Raw genomic sequence first — 26,211 nt, 5'->3', positions numbered from 1 at the left:
ATGTTAAATGCTATTAGACAGATTTTTTCTATCCTTTTGCCGCATCAAAGAAAACAGTTTTATATTCTTCAGTTGTTAGTGATTTTGATGGCTTTTACTGAGCTAGTTGGTATTGCATCAATTGCACCTTTTATGGCAGTGGTAGGAGATATTGGGTTATTGGATAAACCGGGCATTTTCTCTCAAATTTATCAATGGTCCGGATTAAAAGAGCCAATGGATTTTCTTTTTATTTGCGGTTTGATCGTTTTGTTTTTGCTGACTGTGTCAACAACCATTTCGATGTTTACTATCTGGCGGTTATCTTTATATGGTTCGATTGTTGGTACTGAAATATCTGACCGCCTTTATGAATATTATATGGGGAAAGACTGGTTGTTCCATTCTTCTGAAAGCAGTGCTGTATTAACAAAGAAAATCTCAACAGAAGCTGTACGTGTTAGTGATAGTATTATTCAACCTCTTATGTTGATGAATTCGAAAGTGATTTTGGCAATATTTATATCGATTAGTATTTTTGTTTATGACCCAATTGTTGCAATTACAGGGGGAGGGATTTTTTTTACAGCGTATTTTTTTCTTTATAGAATAGTTCGTAAGCAGTTGAGTGTTAATGGAAATAAAGTTTCTAATATTTTAACTGATCGTTTTAGACTAATGAACGAAGGGTTTGGCGGTATAAAGGATATTATTTTATTGAATAGGTATAACGAATACATCCTTGAATTTAAGAAAGGTGGTAAAGAAATTTCTTATGCAAAAGGAACAAACTCGGCTATAAGTCAAGTGCCTCGTTATTTTATAGAGCTAACTGCTTTCGGAGCAATGATAATTTTGGTTTTGCTTTTGATCAAGCTATATCAGGGCGACCTCGGTTCTGTATTGCCTGTATTAGGTGTGTATGCATTAGCCGCTTTTAAATTGCTACCAGCTTTGCAACAAATTTATAGTAGTGCTACTCAAATTAAAGGTAGTTTAGCTGCTTTTGAAGTAATTAAAGAGGATTTGGTTCAGTCATTAAAGGATGAAAGGCTTATGATGATTTCAACTGGAAAAAGCTATTCGCCAAAAAATAAAATAGTATTGAAAGACATCAGTTTTCAGTATCCAGGAAAAGAAAGTCATGTATTAAATGAGTTGGATATGGTTTTTCCTGTAAATAATGTGATTGGTATCGTCGGATCATCAGGCTCTGGCAAGTCAACTACAATAGACATACTTATTGGTTTATTAACTCCGAATTCAGGAAGATTAATGATTGATGAGCTTGAAATAACCGAAAATAATAAATATAAGTGGCAGAAGGCAATAGGCTTTGTACCGCAAAGTATCTATTTAAGTGAGGGGACTATTGCTGAAAACGTTGCTTTTGGTTTGCCTAGTTCTGAGATAAATCTTAATCAAGTTAATAAAGCTTTAGCATTAGCTCATTTGACTGAGTTAGTTGAGCAGCTTCCTAATGGTGTTAATACATATGTCGGTGAACGTGGCGTTAAATTGTCAGGAGGACAGCGTCAACGCATTGGCATTGCTAGAGCTTTATATCATGAAGCTGATGTTCTGATATTTGATGAAGCTACTAGCGCTTTGGATGGTATTACCGAAAAAATTATTATGGAGGCTATTCATGATTTTGGAGGAAAAAAAACCATTATTATGATCGCACACAGGCTAAAAACGGTTCAAAAATGTGACATTATTTATTTGATGGATAAAGGCAAAGTTATTGATGAAGGAAACTACGAAGAATTATTGCACCGTAATATAATGTTCAAAGAAATGGCAAAGCACGCTTAAGCTATTTACATGATATTGATATCGAGAAAACTAAATGAAACAAGATTTACCATTAGTTAGTGTCGCAATTATTACTTATAATCAAAGAGATTATTTAAAGGAGTGTATTGAATCGTGTCTTGAGCAAGATTATCCAAACTTTGAGATTGTTGTGGCTGACGACTATTCAACTGATGGTACTCAAGATATGTTGCGTAGTTATGATCTCGAGTACCCAGGAAAATTTGTCTTGTGTTTAGCAGAAAAAAATCAGGGAATAACACTAAATTCAAATGTTGCCCATTTTGCTTGCTCAGGAAAATATATTGCTTGGATGGGAGGAGATGATTTGATGTTGCCAGAGAAACTTAGCAAGCAGGTTTCTTATATGGAAACTAATGATGATTGTGCAATTTGTTATTCTGATTCTGAAGTTTTTGATTCCTCTTCGGGGAAAACTATTGCATACTCAAGTAAATTGTCTCCACGCATAGATGGGAATATACGGCATATGATTCGTTATGGCTGTTTTGTAGGTGGATGCACCGCTATGGTTAGAAGAAACTCTACTCCTAAACACGGATTTGATAGTCGTGTACCGATCGCAAGTGATTGGTTATATTGGGTTGAATCGTTAGAAAACGGTGGGAAAATAAATTATTTGGATTATATTCTCAGTAAACATCGTCGTCATAATGATAATATTACATCCAATGAAAAAAATAATTTTAGAATTGAATTGCTTCAAGATCATCTAATATCAGCCTCTATAATATTATCAAAATACCCTTTTTATTATAAAGATGTCTCTCGCGTTATGTCTCATCATTTGCGAGGAATGCGTTGGTATAAAGGAGGCTTGTATTATAGAAAGTACTTATTAGCTTCTATGAGATCTAATTTTAATGCAAAAGCATTTTTTGGTTATGCTCTGAGTTTCTTTGGAATAAAGAAATGATCTCTATTGTAACTCCTACTTATAATAGAAAAGGAAAAGTGGTTTCATCGATCGAATCCTCCTTGAGAATTATTGATGAAGGTTTTTTTCAAGAACTAATAGTGGTTGATGATGCTTCACAAGATGGAACATATGATTTTTTGTCTGAAAGGTTTTCTAAAGAAATTTCTCAAGGGATTTTAAAATTAATAGCGCTTAAAGAAAATATTGGTGTTACGGGTGCTAAAAATATAGGTGTTGATAATGCCAGCGGTAACTATATTGTCTTTATGGACTCGGATGATATTTTTACTAATAATGCTGGCGCTAGTATACTGTCAACTATATCAGCAAATCCAAATTATTCGATTTATTTTTTTAGATGCATTGACTCTCAGAAAAAAAAATTGATTGGCCCCCCCCTTGATGCAAGAAGATTTGATTTAAGTTTTTTAATTAATGGAGGCGTTTCTGGAGAATGTCTACCTGTTTTAGCGAAAATGGCCATTTCTGAGTTTATTTATCCAACCAGTTTGAGAGGGTGTGAATCACTAGCATATTACAAAATACTTCATAAGTATAAACGTGGTGGTTTTCTTTCTGATCTGATTTGTAGAGTATATGATTCGGAGGGAGAAGATAGATTATGTGCTCCCGCTGCTATTCATAAACGCTCTTCTAAAATGGTTTTATTTAATTTTCGATTGCTTAGATATTGGTATTTTTTGAGTTTAAAGAATTTATCAAAGGTTTTTTTGCGGTTAGCTTATTATTCAATAAATTTTGTGTGGTCTAAGTTGTGAGTGTTCGAATCAGTAAGTTTGGCTTGGTTGTTTCTTTTTTTTCTGTACTAGTCTTTATGAACAACTCTACAGGATTTGATTTCTATGCTCATAGTGTATCTTATTATTTTTATGATGAAACATTAAACCAAGTGGACCTTCTCTTTGGTGAGGTTGTTTTTCCAAGATATTGGCTTTTAAGTTACTTATATGAAATATTATCAAGGCTTGGTATTCCAGCTGGCTATCTTGCTTCATTCCTGATATCTTTTCCAGTATATTATTCGGCCAAGAAAATAATGCGTAATCGTCAGGAGAATAATAAGCAATCTATTTTGTTGTTTGATGTTTTTTTTATTACTTTTCTTTATCTTCTTGCCTTTTTTTATTCCGGGCTTTCTCTGGTTTTAATGTGGTTTGTTGGATATTTGATTACAGGTAGGCGAGTGTTTCTTTTGGGTGGTTTTTTTCACCCTGTCGGATTTTTGTTATGTCTAGCTGGTGTGGTGTTTTTTAGGAGAAATATTGTTTATTTCTTATGTACTTTTTTTCTTTTACTGTTTTTTTTCTATGTTTCTACTAGTTCTGTGTTGTTTACATCCTCAATTCCTGCACCTATAAGATTTTATATTAATGAGTATAGTGTAATGAATTTGCTTGAAGAAGTTTTTGATAGAAAGCGTCAAGAAATTTATGGTCTGATAATTGTTTCTATTGTGTTTTATATGGGAAAAGATAAATTTTTTAAGAGGTTTAATTTTTTAAAATCGATTTGTGTGCCATTTTATTTCTTTTATTTCTATTCTTTTTTTATTTTTTTGTTTTTGTTTTTTTCTATGTTTGATAGACCTACATTTATTAACGCTATAATATCACTATCTGTAAATGATGTTATATACGCATCCTGGTTTGACTGGGGTGGGAAGGATCTTACAGATTCGTATTCAACTCTCTATGATAAACGATATTAGATTATGATTCTTTATTTGATTAATAGTCTAGACGTAGGCGGTGCCGAAATAGCACTTAAGAAACTAATATTAAACCTACCTGATGGAGTTCAAGTCAAAGTTGTTACTTTGAAAAGTGAAGGCAAAATTGCAGACGACCTAAGGTTAGAAGGTATTGATGTTTTTTGTTTGAATGTTAAAAGTATCATGCATTTCCCCAGTGCTATTTTGCAGTTAAATAAAATAATTAAAGATGAAAGGCCTGAAATTATTCAATCGTGGTTATATTATTCAGATCTGGTTGCTAGTTTTGCGAGTATGTTATCAGGGGGGCAAAAAATTATCTGGGGAATTCGGACAACGGAACTAAAAAAAGGTTCTTATATTACGGCTATTATTCGTAAAGTTTTGTCTTGGTTGTCTTATTGGATTCCTACTAAAATTGTTGTCGTCGCTGAAAAAGCGAAAGAGAAACATATAGAAATTGGGTATGATGCCTCTAAAATGAAGGTCATACCCAATGGTTTTGATATAGAGGCGTCTCAGGTCGATCTTAGTTCTGTGTCTTTATTTAAAAAAGATATTGGTATATCAAAAAATGATTTTGTTATTGGTTGTATCGGTCGTTTATCACAAGATAAAGGACAAGACGTTTTTATAGCTGCTGCTGATTTAATTTCACAACGGTTTCCAAGTATAAAATTTTTGATGGTTGGTCGTGATTTGGAATTATCTAATTCGAAAGTCACTGGATGGATTAACAAAACATCTTATCCTGATAATTTTATTTTAGTTGGTGAACGTTCTGATGTCTCTGTGTGTTTAAAGGCAATGGATATTTTCTGTTTGCCTTCACGTAGTGAAGGGTTTCCTAATGTATTGGGAGAGGCTATGTTAGCGGGCGTTCCATGTATATCTACTGATGCTGGTGATGCCGCAGCATTAGGTGGGGAAAATGTACCTATTGCTGAAATTAATAACTCTATCGACTTAGCTAATAAACTTATCGATTTGTTGGAAAAAACAGTTGAGGAGCGAAATGAGCTTGGGCTAGTGCTGAATCAACGTATAGTTGAGAAGTATTCTGTAGATAAAATGGTGTCTCGTTATATAGATCTGTATAAAGAACTAGAAGGCTACAAAAGATAATGTGTGGAATAGCGGGTTTTTTAGGGAAGTCTACTTCGCCAGATATTGATTTATCTAATATGGTTAATGCAATTCGGCATCGTGGCCCTGACGATCAAGGGATTTGGTTTGACCAAAGTGCGGGTATCGGTTTGGCACATGCTAGGTTATCTATTGTGGATTTAAGCTCTGCTGGGCATCAACCTATGCAATCAATATCTGAGAGGTATGCATTAGTCTTCAATGGTGAAATTTATAATCATCATTTATTACGTACTGAATTAGAGCGCGATGAGACAAGGCTTTGGCGTGGTCATTCTGATACAGAAACATTATTAGCAGCGATCGAGAAATGGGGATTAGAAGCAACCCTAAAAAAGAGCAAAGGCATGTTTGCCATTGCTTTGTGGGATAAGGAAAATGAAACGTTATCACTTGCGCGTGATCGAATGGGGGAAAAACCACTCTATTATGGTTGGGTCAATGATAACTTCGTATTTTCTTCAGAATTAAAAGCTCTTAGAACATTGCCAAAATTTAATAACTTGATTTCTCATGATGCGCTAGCATTATATCTTCGTTATAACGCTATTCCAGCACCCTATTCTATTTATGAAAATCTCTATAAATTAGAGCCTGGCTGTATTGTCAGCGTTAAAATAGGTGATGATGCAGTTAATAAGGCTATTTATTGGTCAACAGTTGAGGTGCAAAGAAGCGGAATGATGAGTCCCTTCAGCGGCACTGAAAATGATGCGGTAGCTCGATTAGGAGAAACTCTAAAAGGCGCGGTTGCATTGCAAATGAATGCCGATGTTCCGCTTGGTGCTTTTTTGTCTGGCGGAGTGGACTCAAGTGCTATCGTGGCGTTGATGCAAGCTCAATCAATGAAAAAAATAAAAACCTTCTCTATTGGTTTTGATGACAAAGAGTATAACGAAGCAGAACATGCACGTGCTGTTGCTCAGCATTTAAGCACAGATCATTACGATATGTATGTATCTGGGCAAGATGCTTTAGATGTTATTCCTAAGCTGCCACACATTTATGACGAACCATTTGCTGATTCCTCTCAAATTCCGACGTACTTGGTTTCTCAAATAGCTAAGCAAAAAGTCACCGTTAGTCTATCTGGTGATGCCGGTGATGAGTTGTTTGGTGGTTATAACCGTTACACTATGACTAACAATATTTGGAAATATTTATCGCCAATTCCAGTACCGTTACGTAAGTTAGTTAGCAGTAGCATTCAATCTGTTTCACCCGAGCATTGGTCTAAATTATTCAATATTATAACTCCCTCGAATAGGCCTCAGGTAAATATAGGCGATAAGCTTCATAAAGGTGCTAAGGTTTTATCTAGTAAAAATGTTGATGATTTGTATACAAGCTTAATATCTAGTGTTGATGAACCTGATATGTGGTTGATAAATCGGAATAAGGGAGTATTAGCCACCCCAGATCTTAGTTTTTTAAAGCCTATAGAAAGAATGATGGTACAAGACATGGTCGGATATTTGCCAACTGATATATTAGCTAAGGTAGATCGTGCTGCAATGGCTGTGTCTCTAGAAACTCGTGTTCCTTTTCTTGATCCATCTGTTATAGAGTTTGCTGCATCGTTACCACTTGAATATAAAATTCGTAATGGTGTTGGTAAATGGGTACTACGAGAAGTTTTGTATAAACATGTGCCTAAGGAGCTTATTGAACGTCCTAAAATGGGCTTTGGTGTGCCTTTGGCTGAATGGCTAAGAGGACCATTAAAAGCATGGGCAGAAAATTTATTAGATACACAACGATTACAGGAAGAGGGCTTCTTTGATGTATCGCTAGTACGTCAAAAATGGCAAGAGCACATTGCGGGTAAACGAAACTGGCAAGCTCAGCTATGGACTGTGTTGATGTTTCAAGCTTGGTTAGATCAGAATCGCTGATATAGTAGGTTAAATATTCAAATTCTGTTTTGTATTTTAAAGAAGAAGTTTTGGAGTAAATTAATGAATCATTTTAGACTTGCTATTATTGGTTTAGGTTATGTAGGCCTTCCGCTAGCGGTAGAATTTGGCAAGAAATATCCAGTACTAGGCTTCGATATTAATTCCATTCGTTTGGCCGAATTGACTAATGGTCATGATAGTACGTTAGAAGTGGATGATGCTGAGTTAGCGTCGGCTGAATATTTAACATACAGTAATTCGTTAGATGGTTTAAAAGCCTGTAATGTATTTATTGTCACCGTGCCAACACCGATCAATGAGCATAAACAGCCGGACCTTACTCCGCTTATTAAGGCAAGTGAAACCATTGGTAAAGTGCTTAAACGGGGGGACATCGTGATATATGAATCTACTGTATATCCTGGTGCGACCGAAGAAGATTGTGTTCCAGTTCTAGAGAGTGTTTCTGGACTAACTTTTAATAAAGACTTTTTCTGTGGATACAGCCCAGAGCGTATTAACCCAGGTGATAAAGAGCATCGTGTGACGACTATTTTGAAAGTGACATCTGGTTCCACACCAGAAATAGCGGAAACCATTGATCAATTGTACCGTTCTATTATTACTGCTGGCACACATAAAGCATCTTCTATTAAGGTAGCCGAGGCGGCTAAAGTCATCGAAAACACTCAGCGTGATGTCAATATTGGACTTATCAACGAACTGTCGTTGATTTTTAACAAATTAGGTATAGATACCGAAGAAGTGCTTAAAGCAGCAGGAACTAAATGGAATTTCTTGCCGTTTCGTCCTGGCTTGGTGGGTGGGCATTGCATTGGTGTTGATCCTTATTATCTTACCCATAAGGCACAATCTGTTGGCTACCATCCAGAGATTATTTTAGCTGGTCGTCGTTTAAACGATGGTATGGGGGTCTATGTAGCTAGCCAGCTGGTGAAAGCCATGCTGAAAAAGCGTATTCATGTAGATGGTGCTCGGGTATTGGTATTAGGTTTAACCTTTAAGGAAAATTGTCCTGATCTACGTAACACCAAGGTTGTCAATATTATTCAGGAACTACAAGACTTCGGTGTGCAAGTTGATTGCTATGATCCTTGGATCAATGCAAAAGAAGCGGAACATGAATATGATATTTCTCCAATTGATGACCCAGCTGCTGGTCAATATGACGGCATTATTCTAGCGGTTGCTCATGATGAATTCGCACAGATGGGGACAGCTAAAATTCGCTCATTGGGTAAGAGCGAGCATGTACTGTATGATCTGAAATATGTATTGCCTCGCGAACAAGCTGATTTACGCTTGTAAACAAGAAAGGACAGATAAATAGAATGACAGCGTATCAAAAATCAACTGAAACATTAAAATTACAGCCTAAAACATGGCTGATAACCGGCGTTGCTGGCTTTATTGGTTCTAATTTATTGGAGCATTTGTTGAAGCTTAACCAAAAAGTTATTGGTTTAGATAACTTTGTGACGGGGCATCAGCACAACTTAGATGAGGTTAAAGGATTGGTCAATGCTGAGCAGTGGGCTGGCTTTACTTTTATTGAAGGTGATATCTGTAATTTGGATGACTGTAGAAAAGGTTGTTCAGGTGTGGATTATGTGTTGCATCAAGCAGCACTTGGATCTGTTCCTCGTTCAATAAACGACCCTATCACTACAAACGCAACCAACATCAGTGGGTTCTTGAACATGTTGGTAGCAGCGCGTGATGCAGAAGTGAAAAGTTTTACCTATGCAGCAAGCAGTTCTACTTATGGCGATCACCCTGCATTACCCAAGGTAGAAGATAATATCGGCAAGCCGCTTTCTCCTTATGCAGTAACGAAATATGTCAACGAACTTTATGCAGATGTGTTTGCCAAAACTTATGGTTTTGAAACGATAGGCTTGCGTTACTTTAACGTATTTGGGCAGCGACAAGACCCCAATGGTGCCTATGCGGCCGTTATTCCAAAGTGGACTGCGTCTATGATCGAAGGACATGAAGTATTTATTAATGGCGATGGCGAAACAAGTCGAGATTTTTGTTTCATTGAAAATACCGTTCAAATGAATATTCTTGCCGCCACTGCTCCAGAAGATGCTAAAAACGAAGTGTATAATGTTGCTCTCGGTGACCGTACGACCTTAAATGATTTATTTCATGCGCTGCAAACTGCGTTAGCTAAAAACGGTCTGGTTTATGATATACAAGCGGTATATCGTGATTTTCGTGCTGGCGATGTGCGCCATTCTCAAGCTGATATTGGCAAAGCCAAAAGTAGATTAGGCTATGCACCTGAATACTGTATTATGGATGGGATCGCCAAGGCTATGCCTTGGTATATTAAAAATGTAGGTTGATGGGCTTTGATTAAAGAAACACAACGTATCCTTTTTGTGGTAAATGCGTCCGAGTTTTTCTTATCTCATAGACTGCCTCTCGCTCTAGCGACGCAAAAAGCAGGTTTTGATGTTCATGTAGCTACTGCTGAAGGACCGGAAGTTAAATCTATCCAGTCCCTAGGTTTTACTCATCATCTTGTGCCTTTTGCTAGAAGCGGTCAGAATCCGCTTAATGAGTTAAAAACGTTAATTAGTTTGATTAAATTATTTAAGGCGTTAAAGCCATCATTGGTTCATCTTATTACTATTAAACCAGTGTTATATGGTGGTATCGCGGCACGTGTGATCGGGATTGAAGCTGTTGTAAGTGCGGTATCTGGTTTAGGGACGGTTTTTATAGCAGAAACAATCATAGCTCGTTTGCGTCGCTGGTTAGTGATTCTGATGTATCGTTTTGCCTTTAACCAGAAGCGCTTGTCGGTTATTTTTCAAAACCCAGACGATCGTGATGTTTTGTTGTCTTTAAAAACATTAAAGGCATATCAGGTAAGAATGATCCGAGGGTCTGGTGTTGACCTTTTGGATTATCCTTTTGTACCTGCCCCTGAAGGGGTTCCAGTTGTTGCTATGGCTGCGCGCTTGCTTAAGGACAAAGGTGTAATTGAGTTTATTGAAGCGGCTAAAATACTGAATGACCGGAATGTTTTGGTTGATATGAGGTTGATTGGTTCGCCCGATATAGGTAATCCTACTAGTGTTACTCAAACTGAATTTGATCAATGGGCCGCTTCTGGCTACGTGCAATTGCTTGGCTACCAAAAAAACATTGCCAAACATTATAGTGAGGCAAACATAATTTGTTTGCCTTCTTACCGTGAGGGTTTGCCAAAAAGTTTGGTTGAAGCAGCAGCGTGTGGTCGTCCGGTTGTTACTACTGATGTTCCTGGATGTAGAGATGCGATAATACCTGGAAAAACAGGATATCTTGTTCCTGTGAAAAATGCTGTCGCCCTTGCTGATGTAATTGAGACTTTGGTACAAGATGCTGGATTACGAAAATCAATGGGCGAAGCTGGTAGAACTTTGGCAGAAGAGGTCTTTGCAATTGAAAAAATTGTTGATCAACATATGGTGATTTACAGAGATCTTTTGGAAACATGAAAATGCAATCAAATATTTTGCTTACTGGCGCTACTGGTTTTGTAGGTAAGCAACTTTACACTGTCCTTATAAAATCTCGTCAAGTTTTGTCTGTTGTTCGAGATAAACTCTCAGCAGATTTTTGTGAATGTGTTGAAATTTCCGAAATTGATAAAAAAACGCAATGGGGTGATGCCTTATCCGGAGTGAATTGTATAATTCATTGTGCCGCCCGCGTCCATATTATGAATGACTCTTCTTCTGATCCGCTTGCTGAGTTTCGTGCTGTCAATACAGAAGGAACATTAAACCTAGCTCGCCAAGCCGTAGAAGCAGGTGTAAAGCGCTTTATTTTTTTGAGCTCGATCAAGGTAAATGGTGAATCCACGTCTGGTCGTCAGCCTTTTACAGCGTTTGATGCGCGTAGTCCAGAAGACCCTTATGGTCAGTCTAAGTCTGAAGCAGAAGAACAGTTATTAGCGCTAGGCAAAGAAACTGGCATGGAGGTTGTTATTGTCCGTCCACCGCTGGTTTATGGTGAAGGGGTTAAAGCCAATTTTGCCTCTTTGATTAAACTGGTTGGTAAAGGCTTCCCTTTGCCATTTCGTGCTATTAATCAGAATAAGCGTAGCTTGGTTTCTGTTTATAATCTGGTTGATTTGATTAAGATCTGTATCGATCACCCTAAGGCTGCCAACCAAGTATTTTTAGTGTCTGATGACGATGATATGTCGACATCTCGTATGGTTGATTTAATGGCAAAGGCACAAGGCAAAGCCAATTTATCGCTTCCTGCACCTGTATGGTGTTTTAAACTGGCTGGTAAACTGTTTAAAAAAGAGGACGTGGCGGATCGTTTGGTTGGGTCTTTGCAACTGGACATTGAACATACGAAAAATACGTTAGACTGGGCCCCGCCTTATTCTGTTGAGCATGGTTTTGCCTTAGCAGCTAAGAAGAAAAATTAAAAATTGGATGAAGTGAATGATTAGGTTATTGGATTTTGTGTTTTCTTTGTTGGGCTTAGTATGTGGCTTTCCTGTTCTCTTGCTGATTTATATTATTGGTCTTTTTGACACGGGTTCTCCGCTGTTTCGACAAGAACGGGTGGGACGTCATCAGAAGCCGTTTACTCTGGTGAAGTTTCGTACTATGTCAGTAGATACCGCCTCCGTGGCGAGTCATTTGGCTTCTACTAGTTCTATCACACGGTTAGGTGGTTATCTCCGTAAGACGAAATTAGACGAATTGCCACAACTGTGGAATGTACTAAAAGGTGATATGAGCTTAGTTGGTCCGCGCCCTGGGTTGTTTAATCAAACTGAGTTGACGCAAGCCCGTGAAACAAAAGGTGTGTTTGCTGTGCGTCCGGGTATTACGGGTTTAGCACAGATTTCGGATATTGATATGTCGACACCTGAGTTGCTGGCTGAAACTGATGCAAAGATGATAAATGACATGTCTATTAAAAATTACTTTGTTTATGTCATTAAAACCCTGACTGGAAGTGGCTTAGGAGACAGAGTAAAAAACTAATTTTACTAACTCATTGTTTTAAAGCGTTAAGCTATTGGTGCTTTGGTTGAGGCGGAAAACTTAGTTGACTTTGCTATTTGCTTTCTTCTTGATTAGATGCCTAAGTAGTAGCATTTAATTTTTAGATGTTGGCAGGCTTAAGGATGTATATTTTTAAATGGCATGCGATAAAATAGGTAGTGTTAATGATGAATAGTTTTAATTTCATATGGTCTTTGCCCAGACTTTATAAGCGAATTATTAGTCTCGTCGTTGATTCTTGTTTTATCATTCTAGCCTTTTCTTTAGCTTATTGGGCTCGCCTCGGAGAGTTTTCTTCGTTTATTAACAATGAAGTGATGTGGGTATTAACCGGCACGCTAGTTTTTACTTTAATTGGTAATGTGAAACTTGGTTTATATCGAGCCGTATTACGTTATTTAACTTTTCATGCATTCAGTACTATTTTGTTAGGTTCTGCTTTATCTTCACTTGCGATGACATCCTTGGCTTATTTTTTTGATGCGCAGATACCACGTACTGTACCAATAATTTACTTTCCTTTTCTTGTTTTGCTTGCAGGTGGTTCTCGTGCTGTAATTCGCGGCCTAGTGTCGCAAGTGCCTCGAAAAGGGAGCCAAGCTGTTTTGGTTTTCGGTGCTGGCTCGACTGGTCGCCAATTAACACTGGCACTTCGTCAAACTAGTGACTTTCGAGTCAAAGGCTTTATTGACCATGATGTATCTTTATTAAATACCATTATCCAAGGGGTTCCTGTCTACAAAGTTGATGATATTGATTATTTGATAAAAAAATACGATATCGACAAAGTCCTTTTAGCTATTCCTAAAGCGACTCGTGCTGAGCGAAAGAAAGTGATTGATAATCTTCTTCCATATTCTGTTGAAGTCTTAACCGTCCCAGATTTTAATGACATTGTCTCAGGTAAAGCAAAAATCAGTGAGCTACAAGATGTTGCGGTAGATGATCTTTTAGGTAGAGAAATTGTTGAACCTGATGTCACTCTAATGTCTGCTAACATAAAGCATAAAGTGGTTATGGTTACCGGTGCTGGTGGTTCGATTGGCTCTGAATTATGTCGTCAAATTATTACTTTTAAACCAAAAGTCTTGATAATTTTCGATGTGTCTGAATATGCGGTTTATCAAATTGACAAAGAGCTTAAAGAGCTTCTGGATAACGATACTGACATTGAATTGGTTCCTTTGATTGGGTCTGTTCAACGAGTCAATCGTCTAGCGTCAATTATGAAGGCTTTTAGGGTTCAGACGGTATACCATGCTGCAGCCTATAAACATGTGCCTTTAGTAGAGTACAATGTTGTAGAAGGAGTGCGCAATAATACTTTTGGTACCTATTATTGTGCAAAAGCGGCCATCGAGAGTGGAGTGGAGTCTTTTGTTTTAATTTCTACTGATAAAGCTGTTCGGCCGACCAATGTAATGGGCGCAACAAAACGTATGGCAGAGCTTGGTTTACAAGCTTTGGCAGAAGCTGAAATGGAAAAGGCTACTAGACAAAAGAAATTCACACGTTTTTGCATGGTTCGTTTTGGTAATGTTTTGGGGTCCTCAGGTTCTGTAATCCCCGTCTTTAAAAAGCAGATACAAGAAGGCTTTCCGATTACTGTCACTCACCCCGAAATCATTCGTTATTTTATGACCATACCAGAAGCCGCTCAATTAGTCATACAAGCTGGGGCCATGGGTAAAGGTGGCGATGTATTTGTTTTGGATATGGGGCAGCCAGTCAAGATTGTTGATCTTGCAATGAACTTGATTCGGTTATCTGGTCTTGAAGTAAAATCGGATAATAATCCAGAGGGTGATATCGAAATCCAATTCACTGGGTTGCGTCCTGGTGAAAAGCTTTTCGAAGAGCTATTGATTGGGGATAATGTTAAAGAAACTCAGCACGAAAGGATTATGACGGCAAATGAGAGATTTCTTCCGTTAGATGATTTCGAATGTGTGATGTCTGATTTAGATGCAGCTTGTCATGATTTTCAACATGAGCGTATTCGAGAGATTTTGTTAAGTGCGCCGACGGACTTTAATCCAACTGATGGTATTGGCGATTTAGTTTGGAATACAAAGAAAATGACTAGAGTAAATACGGCTGAATCTAAGGTGGTTTCGTTAAAGAAACAAGTTTAGAAGGTTGAAGGCCAAGAACAGAACTTTCTCCCAGTTTCTCCTTTAATATGAGTGATCTAGTAAAAACAGACTTCATTAGAAGTTGTAAAATTGCCACATTGAGATAGGTGTTCAATCAGTACAATCTTATCTACCGGTAATCCTCCCGAAAATTAGTAGCAGCCAAAAGTAGAATTTTCTCATAATCTAAACACAGGAGTGTCCACTTCCCCATTAATGGCACAGCTCTAAACTAGAGTTTTCCAGTTTTGCTCGGTAAGCTGCCGGAGGCAGGTTACCCAAACTTTCATGTGTTCGTTCTTCGTTGTAATCCAATCGCCAGAACCAAGCCATTTCTTTTACTTGGCTAAGGCTCTCAAACAGATAGACATCAAGAAATTCTCTACGGAATGAACCGTTGAAACGCTCCACAAAACCATTTTGCTGTGGCTTACCAGGCTGGATATAAACCAAGTTGATATTATGTGCCTCACACCAGTCGGTCAGCTTGGCTGAGATAAGCTCAGGACCATTATCTACTCGAATTTGATTAGGTAAGCCACGCTCTGTTTTTAACTGTTCTAAAGTGCGCACCACTCGTTCAGCCGGAAGCGATGTATCAACTTCTATCGCCAAACATTCTCGTGTCCCTTCATCGACAAGATTAAGTGTTCTAAATCGTTTGCCGCAGTATAAAGTATCGTGCATAAAATCCAGTGCCCATTGGTGGTTCACTTGGTCTAACACTGCCAACGGTTGTGCAACGCGTTTTGGAAGCATACGCTTCGTTCTGCGTTTTAAATTCAGCCCCATCTGGCAGTACACACGATAAACACGCTTATGGTTAAACGGATAGCCCTTAAATCGCATACGACCAAAACACTTCCAGAATCCTGCTCTGGGCGATAGAATGTTGAACGGCCAATCTTTACAAACTGACAAGCCTTAAAAATACTTAGACCAGCTTCAACCAATACACTAACGCAATCTCGTTTATCTGCTGTCACCAACCCTTTTTTGCGACTAATTCCTTGATCGCATGATTTTCTAAACTGACATCCGCGTACATTTTTTTAAGCTTAGCGTTTTCTTCTTCAAGCTCTTTTAATCGTTTCACATCGGAGGCTTCCATCCCCCCATATTTGGATTTCCAATTGTAATAGGTTGCACTGCTGATTCCATGCTGACGGCATACTTCCTCTACCTTCATTCCGGAATCCACTTCTTTTAATACTGCGATGATCTGTGTCTCTGTGTAACGTGATTTTTTCATAGTCGTCTCCTGTATTAATCATTACAGAAAACTCTAATTATGTCTGTCTCAGTTTAGGGGAAGTGGACAGTAATAGCGTTTTTGATGGCGAAAATCGAGAAAGCCGTAAGGCATTTAAAGCCTAAAACGCCATTATTGAGGGGTGACTAAATAGGTCTTTGATAATCGCACATTATTTTGCGACGTTTAATTTTATTTTGCTTTAAAAAAAATTTTATTTTTTGAAAGATAGATAAGCTTGCTCGTAGCTCTTTAATATTAATTGGCCAGGGTGTGTTTTTAGAAAAATCAATAAATAATTCTTGCAAAGGATGTGTGCAATTTGCATGCCACGGCTTCAATGCTCCAATGAAATGTACAATATTAGGTTTTCTAATTGACTGATAAAGTTCATCTTTTCTGCTATCTAGATAATGAAAACTCTTTTCATAAGCTGAGTAAGAGGTTGGTTGAAAATTCCAGCTAAGATCAATGGGAAAAAAGTTATCTCTTAAGATATAATTTAAAGCGTCTTGATCAGGATACTTTAAAATATCAGAGTTCTTGTTTAGATAAGATAATGATAATTCACCAATTTGATCTTCCTTCCATTTTATTAGGTCAATCAGAAGTACACCACTATTAAAATAATTAGAATTCCTTTTAATAAAAGTTTCTGGAGAGCAAAGATCAGTTACAGCACCTAAAGCGAAATTATCTAGGTTTTTTTTCCAAAGCTCTTCCAGATCACCCAATATAAGCAGGTCGGAATCTAGATAAATAACTCTTTTGACTTTTGGAGGTAGATGAATATGCATTAATAAACGTAAAATCGAACTTAATCCAAATCGACCTAATTCCATATTTGAATAGCTCAAGTTTGAATTATCTACTTCAATAATTTTTAACTGAGCACTATAGTATTGAACTGCTTTATATAGTTTATTCTTTGTTTCTTTTTTTAATCCAGGTGTTAATAAGTAAAAGGAAAATTTTTCTGGACAGGTTGTGTTTATTAATGAAGAAATCATCACAATAGAGCTATATGCTGCGTAGTTTTCATCAGAACACAATAATATATTAATCATTTCTCTCTTCTTTATTTCTTAAATTGGTTTCTATTTACTTAGGAGATAGTTTTGAGTGCCATATTCTTGATAATATTCCAGTCATAAAAATATTAAAATAAAACTCTCCAGTCCAAAAGTTCTGATATGATTCAAAGAAGTTTATAATACCCCAAAATATTAGTATAGATATATAAATATAACTAAATTCTTTATCAATTTTATCTGCTTTAACTTCTTTATAAAGCATTCTACCAATAACTATCCAGATAGAAAAATAAAATAATAAGCCCACAATACCATAATTTACTAGTAGTTCAAGATAAGTATTATGAAGATGACCAAATTGATTTTGAATATTTTCAGGTAACCATTGCGTATGCTTCATTACTAATGACTTTCCATTTCCCCCCCATCCAAATAAGGGTTTTTCCTTTATAAAGTTGGTAGCGGCTACCCAAGAATGAAATCTTATTCCAAGACTAGAATATGGTACCTCATCAAACCTAAGTGAGCTTATAGCAGATATAGCTTCTCTTTCCACCATAAATCTTTGTATTATTTTATCATTTTTAAAGGTTAAAAAAGCTAATGAAATAAAACTTATAATCAGAGACGCAATGATAACTATATATATTTTTTTTGATGGTTTATTTCTATATTTAATAACCAAAAAAATAGACATTATTACTGCTGTAATGAGGAGGGAAATCCACCCTTGACGTGTTTGAATAATATAAAAAACTAATAAAGTGTAACATATTAACAGCGAAATTGGTATTGTTAATAATTTGTTTTTATTGTAAAGCTTTACAGAAAAGCAGCATAAGCCGATAAATACTGACCCAAAAAATAAAGCCGTATGTTGCGCATTTAAAAGGTTAAAATCTACTCTACCACCATTAATGCCTCCTATTAATTCATCAAATCCTTGTCCAGTTATCCAAGGAGATAGTAGTACGCTTAATGCTGCAGCTCCCCATATTAGCCAAATTGCATTTTTCTTTTGAGCAATGAGCCATCCAAATGGAATAAAAAGAAACCAGCCATTTAGGTTACTAAGCCTTGGCGTGCTTTCCGCCCACTCTGGGGTAATATAATTGGCGAGCCCCCAAGATATTAGTTGGAGAATAATTCCTATCCACAGAAATCTTAATAAAATATGGCTATTTACGATTTTTCCATATTTGAACAGTCCCCATAATCCAATAAGAACCGCTATTGATGATGTTATTTCTGCTACTTTAGGGAAGCCTGTTCTTGAAATTGCATAGATTACTACTGATAGAGTACCTATGTATATAAGCCAAGCAGGTTGTTCTTCCGATGCTCTGCGTTCAAATAAGCGGGTAAATCTAGTAGCAGAAAATATCATTGTAAACTCATATCAGTGTTAAGGAAAAAATGATCGGTGCGTAGTATACAAATAATTATGGGTTTAGGTATATAAGATATGACTGAAAGTTGCGATTTGGTGCGGTGAAATTGTAATGGCGGAGACTGATGCAAAGTAATTCGCTTAGGTACTTGGTGTAAAGAAATGGTCATCAACTGATGACCATTTTGAATCCATTTATTTTTCACAGCAAAGTATTTACTTGGCGGCTTCTGTTTCGCTTTCTTCGTTTACTATCTTGTGCAATTCAACGACAAATTTAAGCGCTGCATTGGGTGGAATTGGGCCTGTGCCGCCAGGGCCGTATGCTAGGTCTGATGGAATATACAACTCGTACTTAGAGCCAACAGGCATTAGCTGTAAGCCTTCTGTCCAACCAGGAATGACACCATCAAGCTGAAAAGTGATTGGCTCACCACGCTCATAAGAGCTGTCAAATACGGTTCCATCGATTAGTGAGCCTTCGTAATCCACTTTTACTGTATCTGTTGCGCTTGGCATATCGCCAGCGCCTTTAGTGATGATTTTGTACATCAAACCTGAGTCTGTTTTCATCACGCCATCTTCTATGGCTTTTTCAGCTAACCAAGCTTCTGATGCGGCTTTTGACTCTTCCATCGCCTTTTGCTGAGCCAGTTGAGCTTTTTCCATTTCTTCTTGTTGGAAACTTTGAATCGACTGAGTGATTTCTTCCATTGTCATTTTAGGTTCTTCACCTTGATAAGCCGATTTGAATCCTTCAATAAAAGTATCGATATCTAATTCAGGAAGATTTTGCGCCATACGCGAACCAAACATAGTGCCCATACTATAACCAAGTTTTTGTTCTTTGGTTTCTAGTGTCACGTCATGGTCGTGAGCGTATACTAGGGCAACGGAAGACATCATTAACGTCGCGATGAGAGTTTTTTTCATAATAAAAAGTGTTCCATTGTTAAATTTATTACCACATGAGTGGATTGGCTTTCGACGGAGTTTGATTCTGTTACTATTTATGTGTCAGCAGTTTTACAAGGTTACGACAAAGAACATGATTGGTCTTGTGCTTTGTAAAATCAGATCCATCGCTCTTTTATAACATAAGTGTTCTAACATAACCTAGTTAGGTTATGCCAATCTTATGTGTCTCACTATACCAAAGCGACCCCTTCACCTGCACACTTTGTTTGAGTTCCAAAAGATCTCTCTTTTATTAAGAGAATGATTCTACAAAGCACAAGACGTAAAGTGAGATTAATGTGAGTGTATAGCTTGAAACAACCGCTTTTACAAAAGCATGACACTGTTTGCAAAAGCGTGTTTTCTTGTAATTCTTTCTTGACGTAAAGCTTACTTTTATTTGGTCCAATGTATGGGATTATCATTTTAAGTAAGCTGAAACGATATTTTCAGGCTTGAAATCTTCTAGCCATTCTTCTTTTATTGAATAACCACCTTTTTCAAGGACGTGGTCGATTTTGTTCGCAAGCTCTATAGGATCTGCGGGACAGAGGTAAGCTTCTAATTCTCCCTTTAAGATATCTCTAACACCACCGGGACAGTCAACTGAAATGATTGGAGTACCACAAGTAAGGGCTTCAAAAAGTACAATACCCAAGCCTTCAAAGCTTGAACTCAGCACGAATAATTCTGCATGTTTCATCCATACATAAGGGTTAGACTGATTTCCGACAAAGTAAATATTTTCTTCAACTCCTAATTTTATTGCTAATAGTTTGAGTTCTGACTCAAGTTTACCAGCTCCAACTATAACGAGGGGAAGTTTTTTACTGCTTTTAGAGTAAGCTTGTATAAGTAAGTGGTGATTTTTTTGTGGAACAAGTCTAGCAACATTGACGATATAAGAGCCAGTTGGAGCTCTTTTAGGTCTTTCTTTTTCGGCTAATACTCTAATTTGTTCAACTGGGCATGGGTTTGTAATAACGTTTAGACTTTTTGGAGTGATATTGTTCTCTAAAAAAAATGTATCGGCACTATTTTTTACACCTGTTGAAACAGCTACTAGATTTTTATGATGAAATAATTTTTTATTGCGTTGTGTATTTATAAAAAAATTATTTGTGTTTGATTTAACAATATTTTCTAATACATAAACTGCTTTATCATGCTTGAAAGACCATATAATCTCATAAGTGCCTTCACCTCTAAAAATAATTTTATCAAATTTTCCATGATTTTTTTCAAGTTGTGATACTTTTTTTTGAAGTAGCTTGCCTCCATGCCAACCAAAGAATAAAAAATATGATTTACGGATAAATAGATTTAATATTTTTGCTACTAGAGTAAAAAAAAAGGTTGTTGGTTTAAAAAAACTGATAGTGTTTATGCCATAATGGTGAACTATTACATTTCGATTTTTAGGACTTATAGGATTAGAGCGTTTCTTAAAATACATAAGATGACTTTCATGACCTTGCTCTGAAAAGGCATCGGCTAGATTGACCGCAACTCGCTCCATCCCCCCCGTTTTTAATGTTCTTACCACCACTAATGTTCTCATAAATACATTCCTTAACTGTATTTTATTATATTATACAGATGAATAATATAATTCAGAATATTTTATTTAATAATTTATATTTAAAAACAAGGGAATCAAAATGGGCGCCAATATACTCATAATAAAACCGCTGGCAATACACACTGGAATGATTTGAGCACCGTGGAATTTACCAAGAATAGGTAGGGTAAAATCCATTGCGGTGGCGCCACAGTAGCCAACGGACAAGTGGCTATTAATGCGAGCTAAAATAGGGATAAACATCAATGCGATGATTTCTCTTCCTAAATCCATCAAGAAAGCAGTGGTGCCAAGTACGGGATCCCCCAATCCTGTGATTAGGATGCCAGATAAGCTATACCAGCCGAAACCAGATACCACGGCTAGACCCTGATACCACGCCAGACCTAAGATCATGCTACCAAACCAGCCTGCCAACAGAGTGGTTATTATGGTGGTCAGAGCGATGATGACACCTTGTTTATTCAGAAAGATCTTTCTTAGTCGATAGTTACCTTGTCTAAGTTGGCAGCCAATTAAGAAAAGGAGAAAATATAATAACCCGGTAACGTATTCTTCTATATCCAGTGCCCAGTTTTTGCCTATCACGCCCATAATAACCCCAGCCAAGACCCAGCTGATGGTTTTTAATGCATCCAATAGGGCTTGTTTTAAACTAGCTTGCGCTTGTTGTTCTGTATTTTGCTCGATTTCGTTGTTGAAATAACGACCTGATAAGTAGAGACCAGCTAGGCTGAAAACGCTAACCAAGAGCATCATGATGATGGCTTGGTAACCCGCAATCATAAGTTTTTCAACCAGATTATCGAGCGAACCTAGACTAAAACCGATGAGTGCTAGAATGAGATAAACCAGCTGCTCTAACCACTTTGAAACTCTTTTTGCGTTGAAAAGTTTTAGATCAAGCCAGTAACCAATCAGTAAGGCAATGAGTAATGGGCCAAGAGTAGATAGTAATGGGCCAAGAGTAGATAGTATTGCCATGAATACGTAGTCCCAGACAAGATGAAAAAGAGGCGGTATTTTGTCGGTTATTGGTGAGGAGTTCAACATTCTCGTGGTTTTTAAGAGGCTTTTTTATTTTCGGATTGTATTTTTTGTCTTTTAACGTTGGATGTTGCTTCACTTATCCTGCCCACGATTTTAAGAGGAGATTTTACATTGGATGCCTCTGCAATGATGCATTGTTTCTTCTAGGGTGTTAGATTAGCGGCTTTATTTTGGCTGTATGGATTGGTTGCCTGTGTCTAAGCGTTTTGTGGTATTAAAAGAAGTTCTGCATTTGCTGTTTCCCATGATTTTGACCATGACCTTGGAGTTGTCGATTAGTGTGGTGGATACTGTGATGTTAGGGCACTATGACGCTTTGCATTTGGCTGCGGTGGGATTAGCGTCCAGTTTATGGATGCCAATTGGCTGTTTTTTGATTGGTGTTACCTTTGGTATTACGCCATTGGTTACTCGTCATTTGCATGGTCGACAGCCCAAGCTGGTCAATCTATATATGTCTCAAGCCCTAGGTTTGTCTGTCTCTTTGGGTTTGGTGGCTGTTCTTATTACCATTATTGTTTTACCTCAGTTTGCTGAAGCCATGGCGACTGAACCAGAAACTCGTGATGTGTCAGTGGCCTATTTGTACCTATTTGCACCAGCATTACCTATGTTGGCCTTGATGACAGCGTACAAAAATTTATTTGAAGCCGCTGGGCGTCCTAGTTTACCGCTGTTTGTTGCTAGTATTGGTTTATTGCTGAACATTGTATTCAATTACGTGTTAATTTTTGGGCAATTTGGTTTTCCAGAACTTGGTGCGAAAGGTGCGGCCATTGCTTCTTGTTTGTCGCTTTATATAGCCGTGTTAGTCTTTTTCTTGTATGACCGCTTTATTACTAAGTCGCCTTTGTTTACCCATGTTGTTTGGCGTTATACACGTCAATTTGGCATTCTACTTAATGTGGGCATGCCAGCAGGTTTTGCTTTTGCGTTTGAGGTAGGCCTTTTTTCTTCAATGACTTGGCTAATTTCTTCCTTTGGTGATTTAGCCTTGGGTGGCGGTCAAATCGTGCTGTCTTATACCTCGATTTTGTTCACACCTTTGATGGCCATGAGTGCGGTAACGGCCATTATTGTTGCAAAAGCCATGTCAAAAGAAGGTGTTGAAGGGGTGATGAAACGCCTGCGTGTGGTTGTGATCTTGGGTTTGGTCTATGTTTGTGTTTGTTTTATATCGACACAGGTATTTCATCAGCAAATCCCCTATCTTTACAGCCGTGATGAAGAAGTAGTGGCGCTGGCCGCAAGTATTTTGTTAATTTCTTCTTTCTATCAATTCCCAGATATGCTGCAAACAATATTCACAGGGGCTTTGCGAGGTTTTAGAGATACGCGGTCTTCTATGATTGCCTTTGGTGTATCCTTATTTGGCTTAAGTATTCCGCTAGGCTTTTGGTTATCACATTATAGTCCTTGGTCTGAAACTCTGTCTTTACGTGGTTTTTATTTGGGCTTAGGTGCTGGACTGACTTTATTGGCGTGCATTTTAATTTTGCGTTTTCGAGTGGTATTAAAACGCTACCAAGGAAAGCGTATTGCCTCGCCGCGTGAGGTGGCCTGATTTTCTATTGATTTAGATATACATAATCTTAGGGTTTAGTATAGGAATGAATATGAAACAAATCTTAGTAACGGGCGGCACAGGATTTATCGGTAGCCATACTTGTGTTGAGTTGTTAGAGCAAGGATATCAGGTCATTGTGATTGATAACCTATGTAATTCTAATGCTGAGGTGCTAAATCGAATTGAGACCATCACACAGCAATCCGTGATCTTTTATCAGGCTGATTTGCTCGATAAGGTTGCCATTGATGCGATTTTCACTAAGCATGACATTGAAGCCGTTATTCATTTTGCTGGTCTCAAGGCAGTTGGTGAGTCAACTCAAATACCCTTAACTTACTATCATAATAATCTCACCAGCACCTTACTTTTGCTGGATGTAATGGCTAAGCATCAGGTTTTCAATTTGGTCTTTAGCTCATCAGCAACCGTATATGGTGAGAACAATCCTATTCCCTATGTTGAGCATTTTCCACTGAGCTCTACCAGTCCATATGGGCGTACTAAGGTCATGATCGAGCAATTTCTGCAAGACGCTTTTGTCGCAGACTCTCGTTGGAATGTTGCATTACTGCGCTACTTTAATCCGGTAGGTGCTCATCCTAGTGGGTTGATTGGTGAAGATCCTAATGGTGTTCCTAATAATTTGATGCCTTATATCGCGCAAGTGGCTGTAGGTAAACGTGACAAACTAAGTGTGTTTGGCGGTGATTATCCAACTCATGATGGCACTGGCGTGAGGGATTACATTCATGTGGTGGATTTGGCGCTTGGTCATATTAAAGCCCTAGAGCGGCTTGCTAAACAGACTAAAACTAGCATTGAAGCGTACAATCTTGGTGCTGGTAAAGGGTACAGCGTATTAGAGGTGATCGCAGCGTTTGAAAAAGCGTGTGGACAGCCGATTTCTTATGGGATTGAATCAAGGCGAGCTGGTGATATTGCAGAATTCTATGCTGATGCAAGTAAAGCAAAAGCCAAATTAGAATGGCAAGTAAGTATGAATTTAGATGACATGTGTCGCGACGCATGGAAGTGGCAAAGTGAAAATCCTAATGGATTTAGTGAAGGGTAATTTATACATCCCACCTTAGTTCTCTCCTTGTAAGGGGAGGGAAAAAATTACTAGACGTTCCCTCTTGGAAAGGGGCAATTAGAGAGAATTACATTGGTTTATACTAGATACGGTTAAACCCACAACAGGTCTCAATAAGCTCATCTATATCCATGTGTTGCTCAACGCTGTCGGCAAGCCGTTCAATTTCACTTTCACGATAAGCTGTGTAATTAAACGCTTCGCTTTGTTGATGTCCCGCCCAATTAAGTAGGGCGTTTAAGGCATTAGGGTGGTCAAACAAACCGTGCAAATAGGTGCCAATGATTTGGTTGTCTTCAGAACAGTAGCCTTCCAGTTCGCCATTTTCCAATCTAACCAAAGCTTGGTGACCTGAATGGAATTCTGAGACACCGCAGTGAATTTCGTAACCGGTAATGATTACGTCTTCTTTGATGAGCATGCCATGTCTTTGCTTAAGCTGTTTTTCTGCAGACAAGACGGTGGTCATGGGAATAAAACCAAAACCTTTGGCATCTGTACCAGGGGTTTTATTTTCCAATCCTAGTGGGTCACTCAGGCGTTCGCCCAGCATTTGAAATCCTCCACAAATGCCGATGACTTTGCCACCGTATCGCAGGTGTTTGTTGAGATACACTTCCCACCCTTGTTGGCGTAGAAAAGCGAGATCTGTTTGTACGCTTTTACTGCCAGGTAAAATGACTAGATCGGCTGGCGGTATGCTCTTATTGGCACCCACCAGGGTTACTTGTACTTCAGGGTGTAAGCGAAGTGCGTCCCAATCTGTGTGATTGCTGGTGCGCGGCATCACAGGAATGACCACATGCAGTTTCGCTGTATTCTGATCTTTCAATGGACTCTTGGCGACGGCATCTTCCGATTCCAAATGAAAACCTGTTAAGTAAGGTAAAACACCTAGTACGGGCTTCCCGGTTCGTTCTTCTAACCAGTCTAATCCAGACTTTAATAAGCTAATATCCCCGCGAAAACGGTTAATAACAAAGCCAATTACTCTGTTTTGCTCACTTTGGCTAAGCAGCTCTAATGTTCCAACAAGGTGGGCAAATACACCGCCTTTGTCTATGTCAGCAATAATGATTACAGGGCAATCTACACTTTCGGCAAACCCCATGTTGGCAATATCACGGGCCCGTAGATTGATTTCAGCAGGGCTACCCGCGCCCTCAATTAATAATGCTTGATGTTGCTCAGCAAGACGATAATAGGAATCCAAAGCTGCTTGTTTAGCAATGGTTTTGTATTGGTGATAACCCACCGCGTTCATATTACCAACCGCTTTGCCTTGAATGATGACTTGCGCACCAGTATCCGTATTGGGTTTGAGCAAAATAGGGTTCATATCAACGTGCGCCGCTAAATTAGCGGCTTGAGCCTGCACAGCTTGGGCTCGACCTATCTCATCACCTTGCTCGGTTACTGCGCTGTTTAGAGCCATATTCTGTGGTTTAAAAGGGGCGACGGAGATACCACGTCTCACCAACAAGCGGCATAACGCTGTTACCAAGGTGCTTTTTCCGGCATCTGAAGTGGTCCCTTGGACCATTAAATGAAAAGCGGACATCAAGTCATCACGTTTTAAAT

Annotated in this window: 20 protein-coding genes and 1 pseudogene; 14 read left to right on the top strand and 7 right to left on the bottom strand. The window is 38.1% G+C overall.

The window, feature by feature from the left end; all coding sequences use genetic code 11:
• The 12 genes from ABXS85_RS09285 to ABXS85_RS09230 all read left to right on the top strand — a co-directional run bounded on the left by ABXS85_RS09285 (position 1) and on the right by ABXS85_RS09230 (position 14,702).
• Positions 1 to 1,797, top strand: coding sequence for an ABC transporter ATP-binding protein (locus tag ABXS85_RS09285; protein WP_353669734.1), 1,797 nt, complete (start codon positions 1 to 3; stop codon positions 1,795 to 1,797).
• 34 nt (positions 1,798 to 1,831) lie between these two features.
• Positions 1,832 to 2,734 (top strand): glycosyltransferase, encoded by a 903-nt coding sequence (locus ABXS85_RS09280; protein WP_353669733.1) that lies wholly within the window; start codon positions 1,832 to 1,834, stop codon positions 2,732 to 2,734.
• Positions 2,731 to 3,516, top strand: a complete 786-nt coding sequence (locus tag ABXS85_RS09275) for a glycosyltransferase family 2 protein (RefSeq protein WP_353669732.1) — start codon at positions 2,731 to 2,733, stop codon at positions 3,514 to 3,516. The genes ABXS85_RS09280 and ABXS85_RS09275 overlap by 4 nt, the downstream gene beginning before the upstream one ends.
• Positions 3,513 to 4,466, top strand: a complete 954-nt coding sequence (locus ABXS85_RS09270) for a hypothetical protein (protein ID WP_353669731.1) — start codon at positions 3,513 to 3,515, stop codon at positions 4,464 to 4,466. The genes ABXS85_RS09275 and ABXS85_RS09270 overlap by 4 nt, the downstream gene beginning before the upstream one ends.
• A gap of 3 nt (positions 4,467 to 4,469) precedes the next feature.
• The gene (locus tag ABXS85_RS09265) at positions 4,470 to 5,594 is read left to right on the top strand and encodes a glycosyltransferase (RefSeq protein ID WP_353669730.1); all 1,125 of its coding nucleotides are present in this window, start codon (positions 4,470 to 4,472) and stop codon (positions 5,592 to 5,594) included.
• Complete coding sequence (gene asnB / locus ABXS85_RS09260) at positions 5,594 to 7,510, top strand: asparagine synthase (glutamine-hydrolyzing) (RefSeq protein ID WP_353669729.1); 1,917 nt, start codon at positions 5,594 to 5,596, stop codon at positions 7,508 to 7,510. The genes ABXS85_RS09265 and asnB overlap by 1 nt, the downstream gene beginning before the upstream one ends.
• A gap of 63 nt (positions 7,511 to 7,573) precedes the next feature.
• On the top strand, positions 7,574 to 8,842 hold the full coding sequence (gene tviB / locus ABXS85_RS09255; protein ID WP_353669728.1) for a Vi polysaccharide biosynthesis UDP-N-acetylglucosamine C-6 dehydrogenase TviB: 1,269 nt from the start codon (positions 7,574 to 7,576) through the stop codon (positions 8,840 to 8,842).
• A 23-nt stretch (positions 8,843 to 8,865) separates the two neighbouring features.
• Positions 8,866 to 9,888: an NAD-dependent epimerase/dehydratase family protein gene (locus ABXS85_RS09250; RefSeq protein WP_353669727.1), complete on the top strand. Its 1,023-nt coding sequence runs from the start codon at positions 8,866 to 8,868 to the stop codon at positions 9,886 to 9,888.
• 6 nt (positions 9,889 to 9,894) lie between these two features.
• Positions 9,895 to 11,031: a glycosyltransferase family 4 protein gene (locus tag ABXS85_RS09245; protein WP_353669726.1), complete on the top strand. Its 1,137-nt coding sequence runs from the start codon at positions 9,895 to 9,897 to the stop codon at positions 11,029 to 11,031.
• 2 nt (positions 11,032 to 11,033) lie between these two features.
• Positions 11,034 to 11,978: an SDR family oxidoreductase gene (locus ABXS85_RS09240; RefSeq protein ID WP_353669725.1), complete on the top strand. Its 945-nt coding sequence runs from the start codon at positions 11,034 to 11,036 to the stop codon at positions 11,976 to 11,978.
• A gap of 16 nt (positions 11,979 to 11,994) precedes the next feature.
• The gene (locus ABXS85_RS09235) at positions 11,995 to 12,546 is read left to right on the top strand and encodes a sugar transferase (RefSeq protein ID WP_353669724.1); all 552 of its coding nucleotides are present in this window, start codon (positions 11,995 to 11,997) and stop codon (positions 12,544 to 12,546) included.
• Positions 12,547 to 12,731: 185 nt separating this feature from the next.
• On the top strand, positions 12,732 to 14,702 hold the full coding sequence (locus ABXS85_RS09230) for a nucleoside-diphosphate sugar epimerase/dehydratase (RefSeq protein WP_353669723.1): 1,971 nt from the start codon (positions 12,732 to 12,734) through the stop codon (positions 14,700 to 14,702).
• A 216-nt stretch (positions 14,703 to 14,918) separates the two neighbouring features.
• Here ABXS85_RS09230 and ABXS85_RS09225 read toward each other — a convergent pair.
• From ABXS85_RS09225 to ABXS85_RS09200, 6 genes and pseudogenes are all read right to left on the bottom strand, one after another.
• Positions 14,919 to 15,954 (bottom strand): annotated as a pseudogene (locus ABXS85_RS09225) (transposase); the annotation flags it as partial.
• A gap of 146 nt (positions 15,955 to 16,100) precedes the next feature.
• Complete coding sequence (locus ABXS85_RS09220) at positions 16,101 to 17,021, bottom strand: glycosyltransferase family 8 protein (RefSeq protein WP_353669722.1); 921 nt, start codon at positions 17,019 to 17,021, stop codon at positions 16,101 to 16,103.
• A gap of 34 nt (positions 17,022 to 17,055) precedes the next feature.
• Complete coding sequence (locus ABXS85_RS09215) at positions 17,056 to 18,375, bottom strand: O-antigen ligase family protein (RefSeq protein WP_353669721.1); 1,320 nt, start codon at positions 18,373 to 18,375, stop codon at positions 17,056 to 17,058.
• A gap of 219 nt (positions 18,376 to 18,594) precedes the next feature.
• Positions 18,595 to 19,311, bottom strand: a complete 717-nt coding sequence (locus ABXS85_RS09210; protein ID WP_353669720.1) for an FKBP-type peptidyl-prolyl cis-trans isomerase — start codon at positions 19,309 to 19,311, stop codon at positions 18,595 to 18,597.
• A gap of 445 nt (positions 19,312 to 19,756) precedes the next feature.
• Complete coding sequence (locus ABXS85_RS09205; protein ID WP_353669719.1) at positions 19,757 to 20,896, bottom strand: glycosyltransferase; 1,140 nt, start codon at positions 20,894 to 20,896, stop codon at positions 19,757 to 19,759.
• Between the two features lie 66 nt (positions 20,897 to 20,962).
• Entirely contained in the window at positions 20,963 to 21,901 is a 939-nt protein-coding gene (locus ABXS85_RS09200; RefSeq protein WP_353669718.1) for a lysine exporter LysO family protein, read from the bottom strand.
• A gap of 259 nt (positions 21,902 to 22,160) precedes the next feature.
• On the opposite strand from ABXS85_RS09200, the gene ABXS85_RS09195 reads away from it, so the two are divergent.
• Both ABXS85_RS09195 and galE read left to right on the top strand, forming a co-directional pair.
• Positions 22,161 to 23,531 carry an MATE family efflux transporter gene (locus ABXS85_RS09195; RefSeq protein ID WP_353669717.1) on the top strand — a complete coding sequence of 457 codons (1,371 nt, stop codon included), beginning with the start codon at positions 22,161 to 22,163 and terminating at the stop codon, positions 23,529 to 23,531.
• 52 nt (positions 23,532 to 23,583) lie between these two features.
• A complete protein-coding gene (galE, locus tag ABXS85_RS09190; protein WP_353669716.1) occupies positions 23,584 to 24,609 on the top strand; it encodes a UDP-glucose 4-epimerase GalE in 1,026 nt (341 codons plus the stop codon).
• A gap of 103 nt (positions 24,610 to 24,712) precedes the next feature.
• Here the strand turns inward: galE and ABXS85_RS09185 are convergent, their stop codons facing one another.
• On the bottom strand, positions 24,713 to 26,191 hold the full coding sequence (locus ABXS85_RS09185; RefSeq protein WP_353669715.1) for a cobyric acid synthase: 1,479 nt from the start codon (positions 26,189 to 26,191) through the stop codon (positions 24,713 to 24,715).
• Positions 26,192 to 26,211 lie beyond the last annotated feature (20 nt).

The sequence above is a fragment of the Marinomonas sp. THO17 genome (assembly GCF_040436405.1).
Lineage (GTDB): Bacteria > Pseudomonadota > Gammaproteobacteria > Pseudomonadales > Marinomonadaceae > Marinomonas.
The sequence above is the reverse complement of the archived record's forward strand: the minus strand, read 5'-3'. Positions and strand labels throughout refer to the sequence as shown.

Bases quoted from the DNA above. Each gene is read 5' to 3' on its own strand.
- ABXS85_RS09200 (WP_353669718.1), bottom strand. From the start codon at position 21,901: ATGGCAATACTATCTACTCTTGGCCCATTACTATCTACTCTTGGCCCA.
- ABXS85_RS09215 (WP_353669721.1), bottom strand. From the start codon at position 18,375: ATGATATTTTCTGCTACTAGATTTACCCGCTTATTTGAACGCAGAGCA.
- ABXS85_RS09280 (WP_353669733.1), top strand. From the start codon at position 1,832: ATGAAACAAGATTTACCATTAGTTAGTGTCGCAATTATTACTTATAAT.
- ABXS85_RS09265 (WP_353669730.1), top strand. From the start codon at position 4,470: ATGATTCTTTATTTGATTAATAGTCTAGACGTAGGCGGTGCCGAAATA.
- ABXS85_RS09205 (WP_353669719.1), bottom strand. From the start codon at position 20,896: ATGAGAACATTAGTGGTGGTAAGAACATTAAAAACGGGGGGGATGGAG.
- ABXS85_RS09285 (WP_353669734.1), top strand. From the start codon at position 1: ATGTTAAATGCTATTAGACAGATTTTTTCTATCCTTTTGCCGCATCAA.
- galE (WP_353669716.1), top strand. From the start codon at position 23,584: ATGAAACAAATCTTAGTAACGGGCGGCACAGGATTTATCGGTAGCCAT.
- asnB (WP_353669729.1), top strand. From the start codon at position 5,594: ATGTGTGGAATAGCGGGTTTTTTAGGGAAGTCTACTTCGCCAGATATT.
- ABXS85_RS09230 (WP_353669723.1), top strand. From the start codon at position 12,732: ATGATGAATAGTTTTAATTTCATATGGTCTTTGCCCAGACTTTATAAG.
- ABXS85_RS09250 (WP_353669727.1), top strand. From the start codon at position 8,866: ATGACAGCGTATCAAAAATCAACTGAAACATTAAAATTACAGCCTAAA.
- ABXS85_RS09185 (WP_353669715.1), bottom strand. From the start codon at position 26,191: ATGTCCGCTTTTCATTTAATGGTCCAAGGGACCACTTCAGATGCCGGA.
- tviB (WP_353669728.1), top strand. From the start codon at position 7,574: ATGAATCATTTTAGACTTGCTATTATTGGTTTAGGTTATGTAGGCCTT.
- ABXS85_RS09235 (WP_353669724.1), top strand. From the start codon at position 11,995: ATGATTAGGTTATTGGATTTTGTGTTTTCTTTGTTGGGCTTAGTATGT.
- ABXS85_RS09240 (WP_353669725.1), top strand. From the start codon at position 11,034: ATGCAATCAAATATTTTGCTTACTGGCGCTACTGGTTTTGTAGGTAAG.
- ABXS85_RS09220 (WP_353669722.1), bottom strand. From the start codon at position 17,021: ATGATTAATATATTATTGTGTTCTGATGAAAACTACGCAGCATATAGC.
- ABXS85_RS09275 (WP_353669732.1), top strand. From the start codon at position 2,731: ATGATCTCTATTGTAACTCCTACTTATAATAGAAAAGGAAAAGTGGTT.
- ABXS85_RS09210 (WP_353669720.1), bottom strand. From the start codon at position 19,311: ATGAAAAAAACTCTCATCGCGACGTTAATGATGTCTTCCGTTGCCCTA.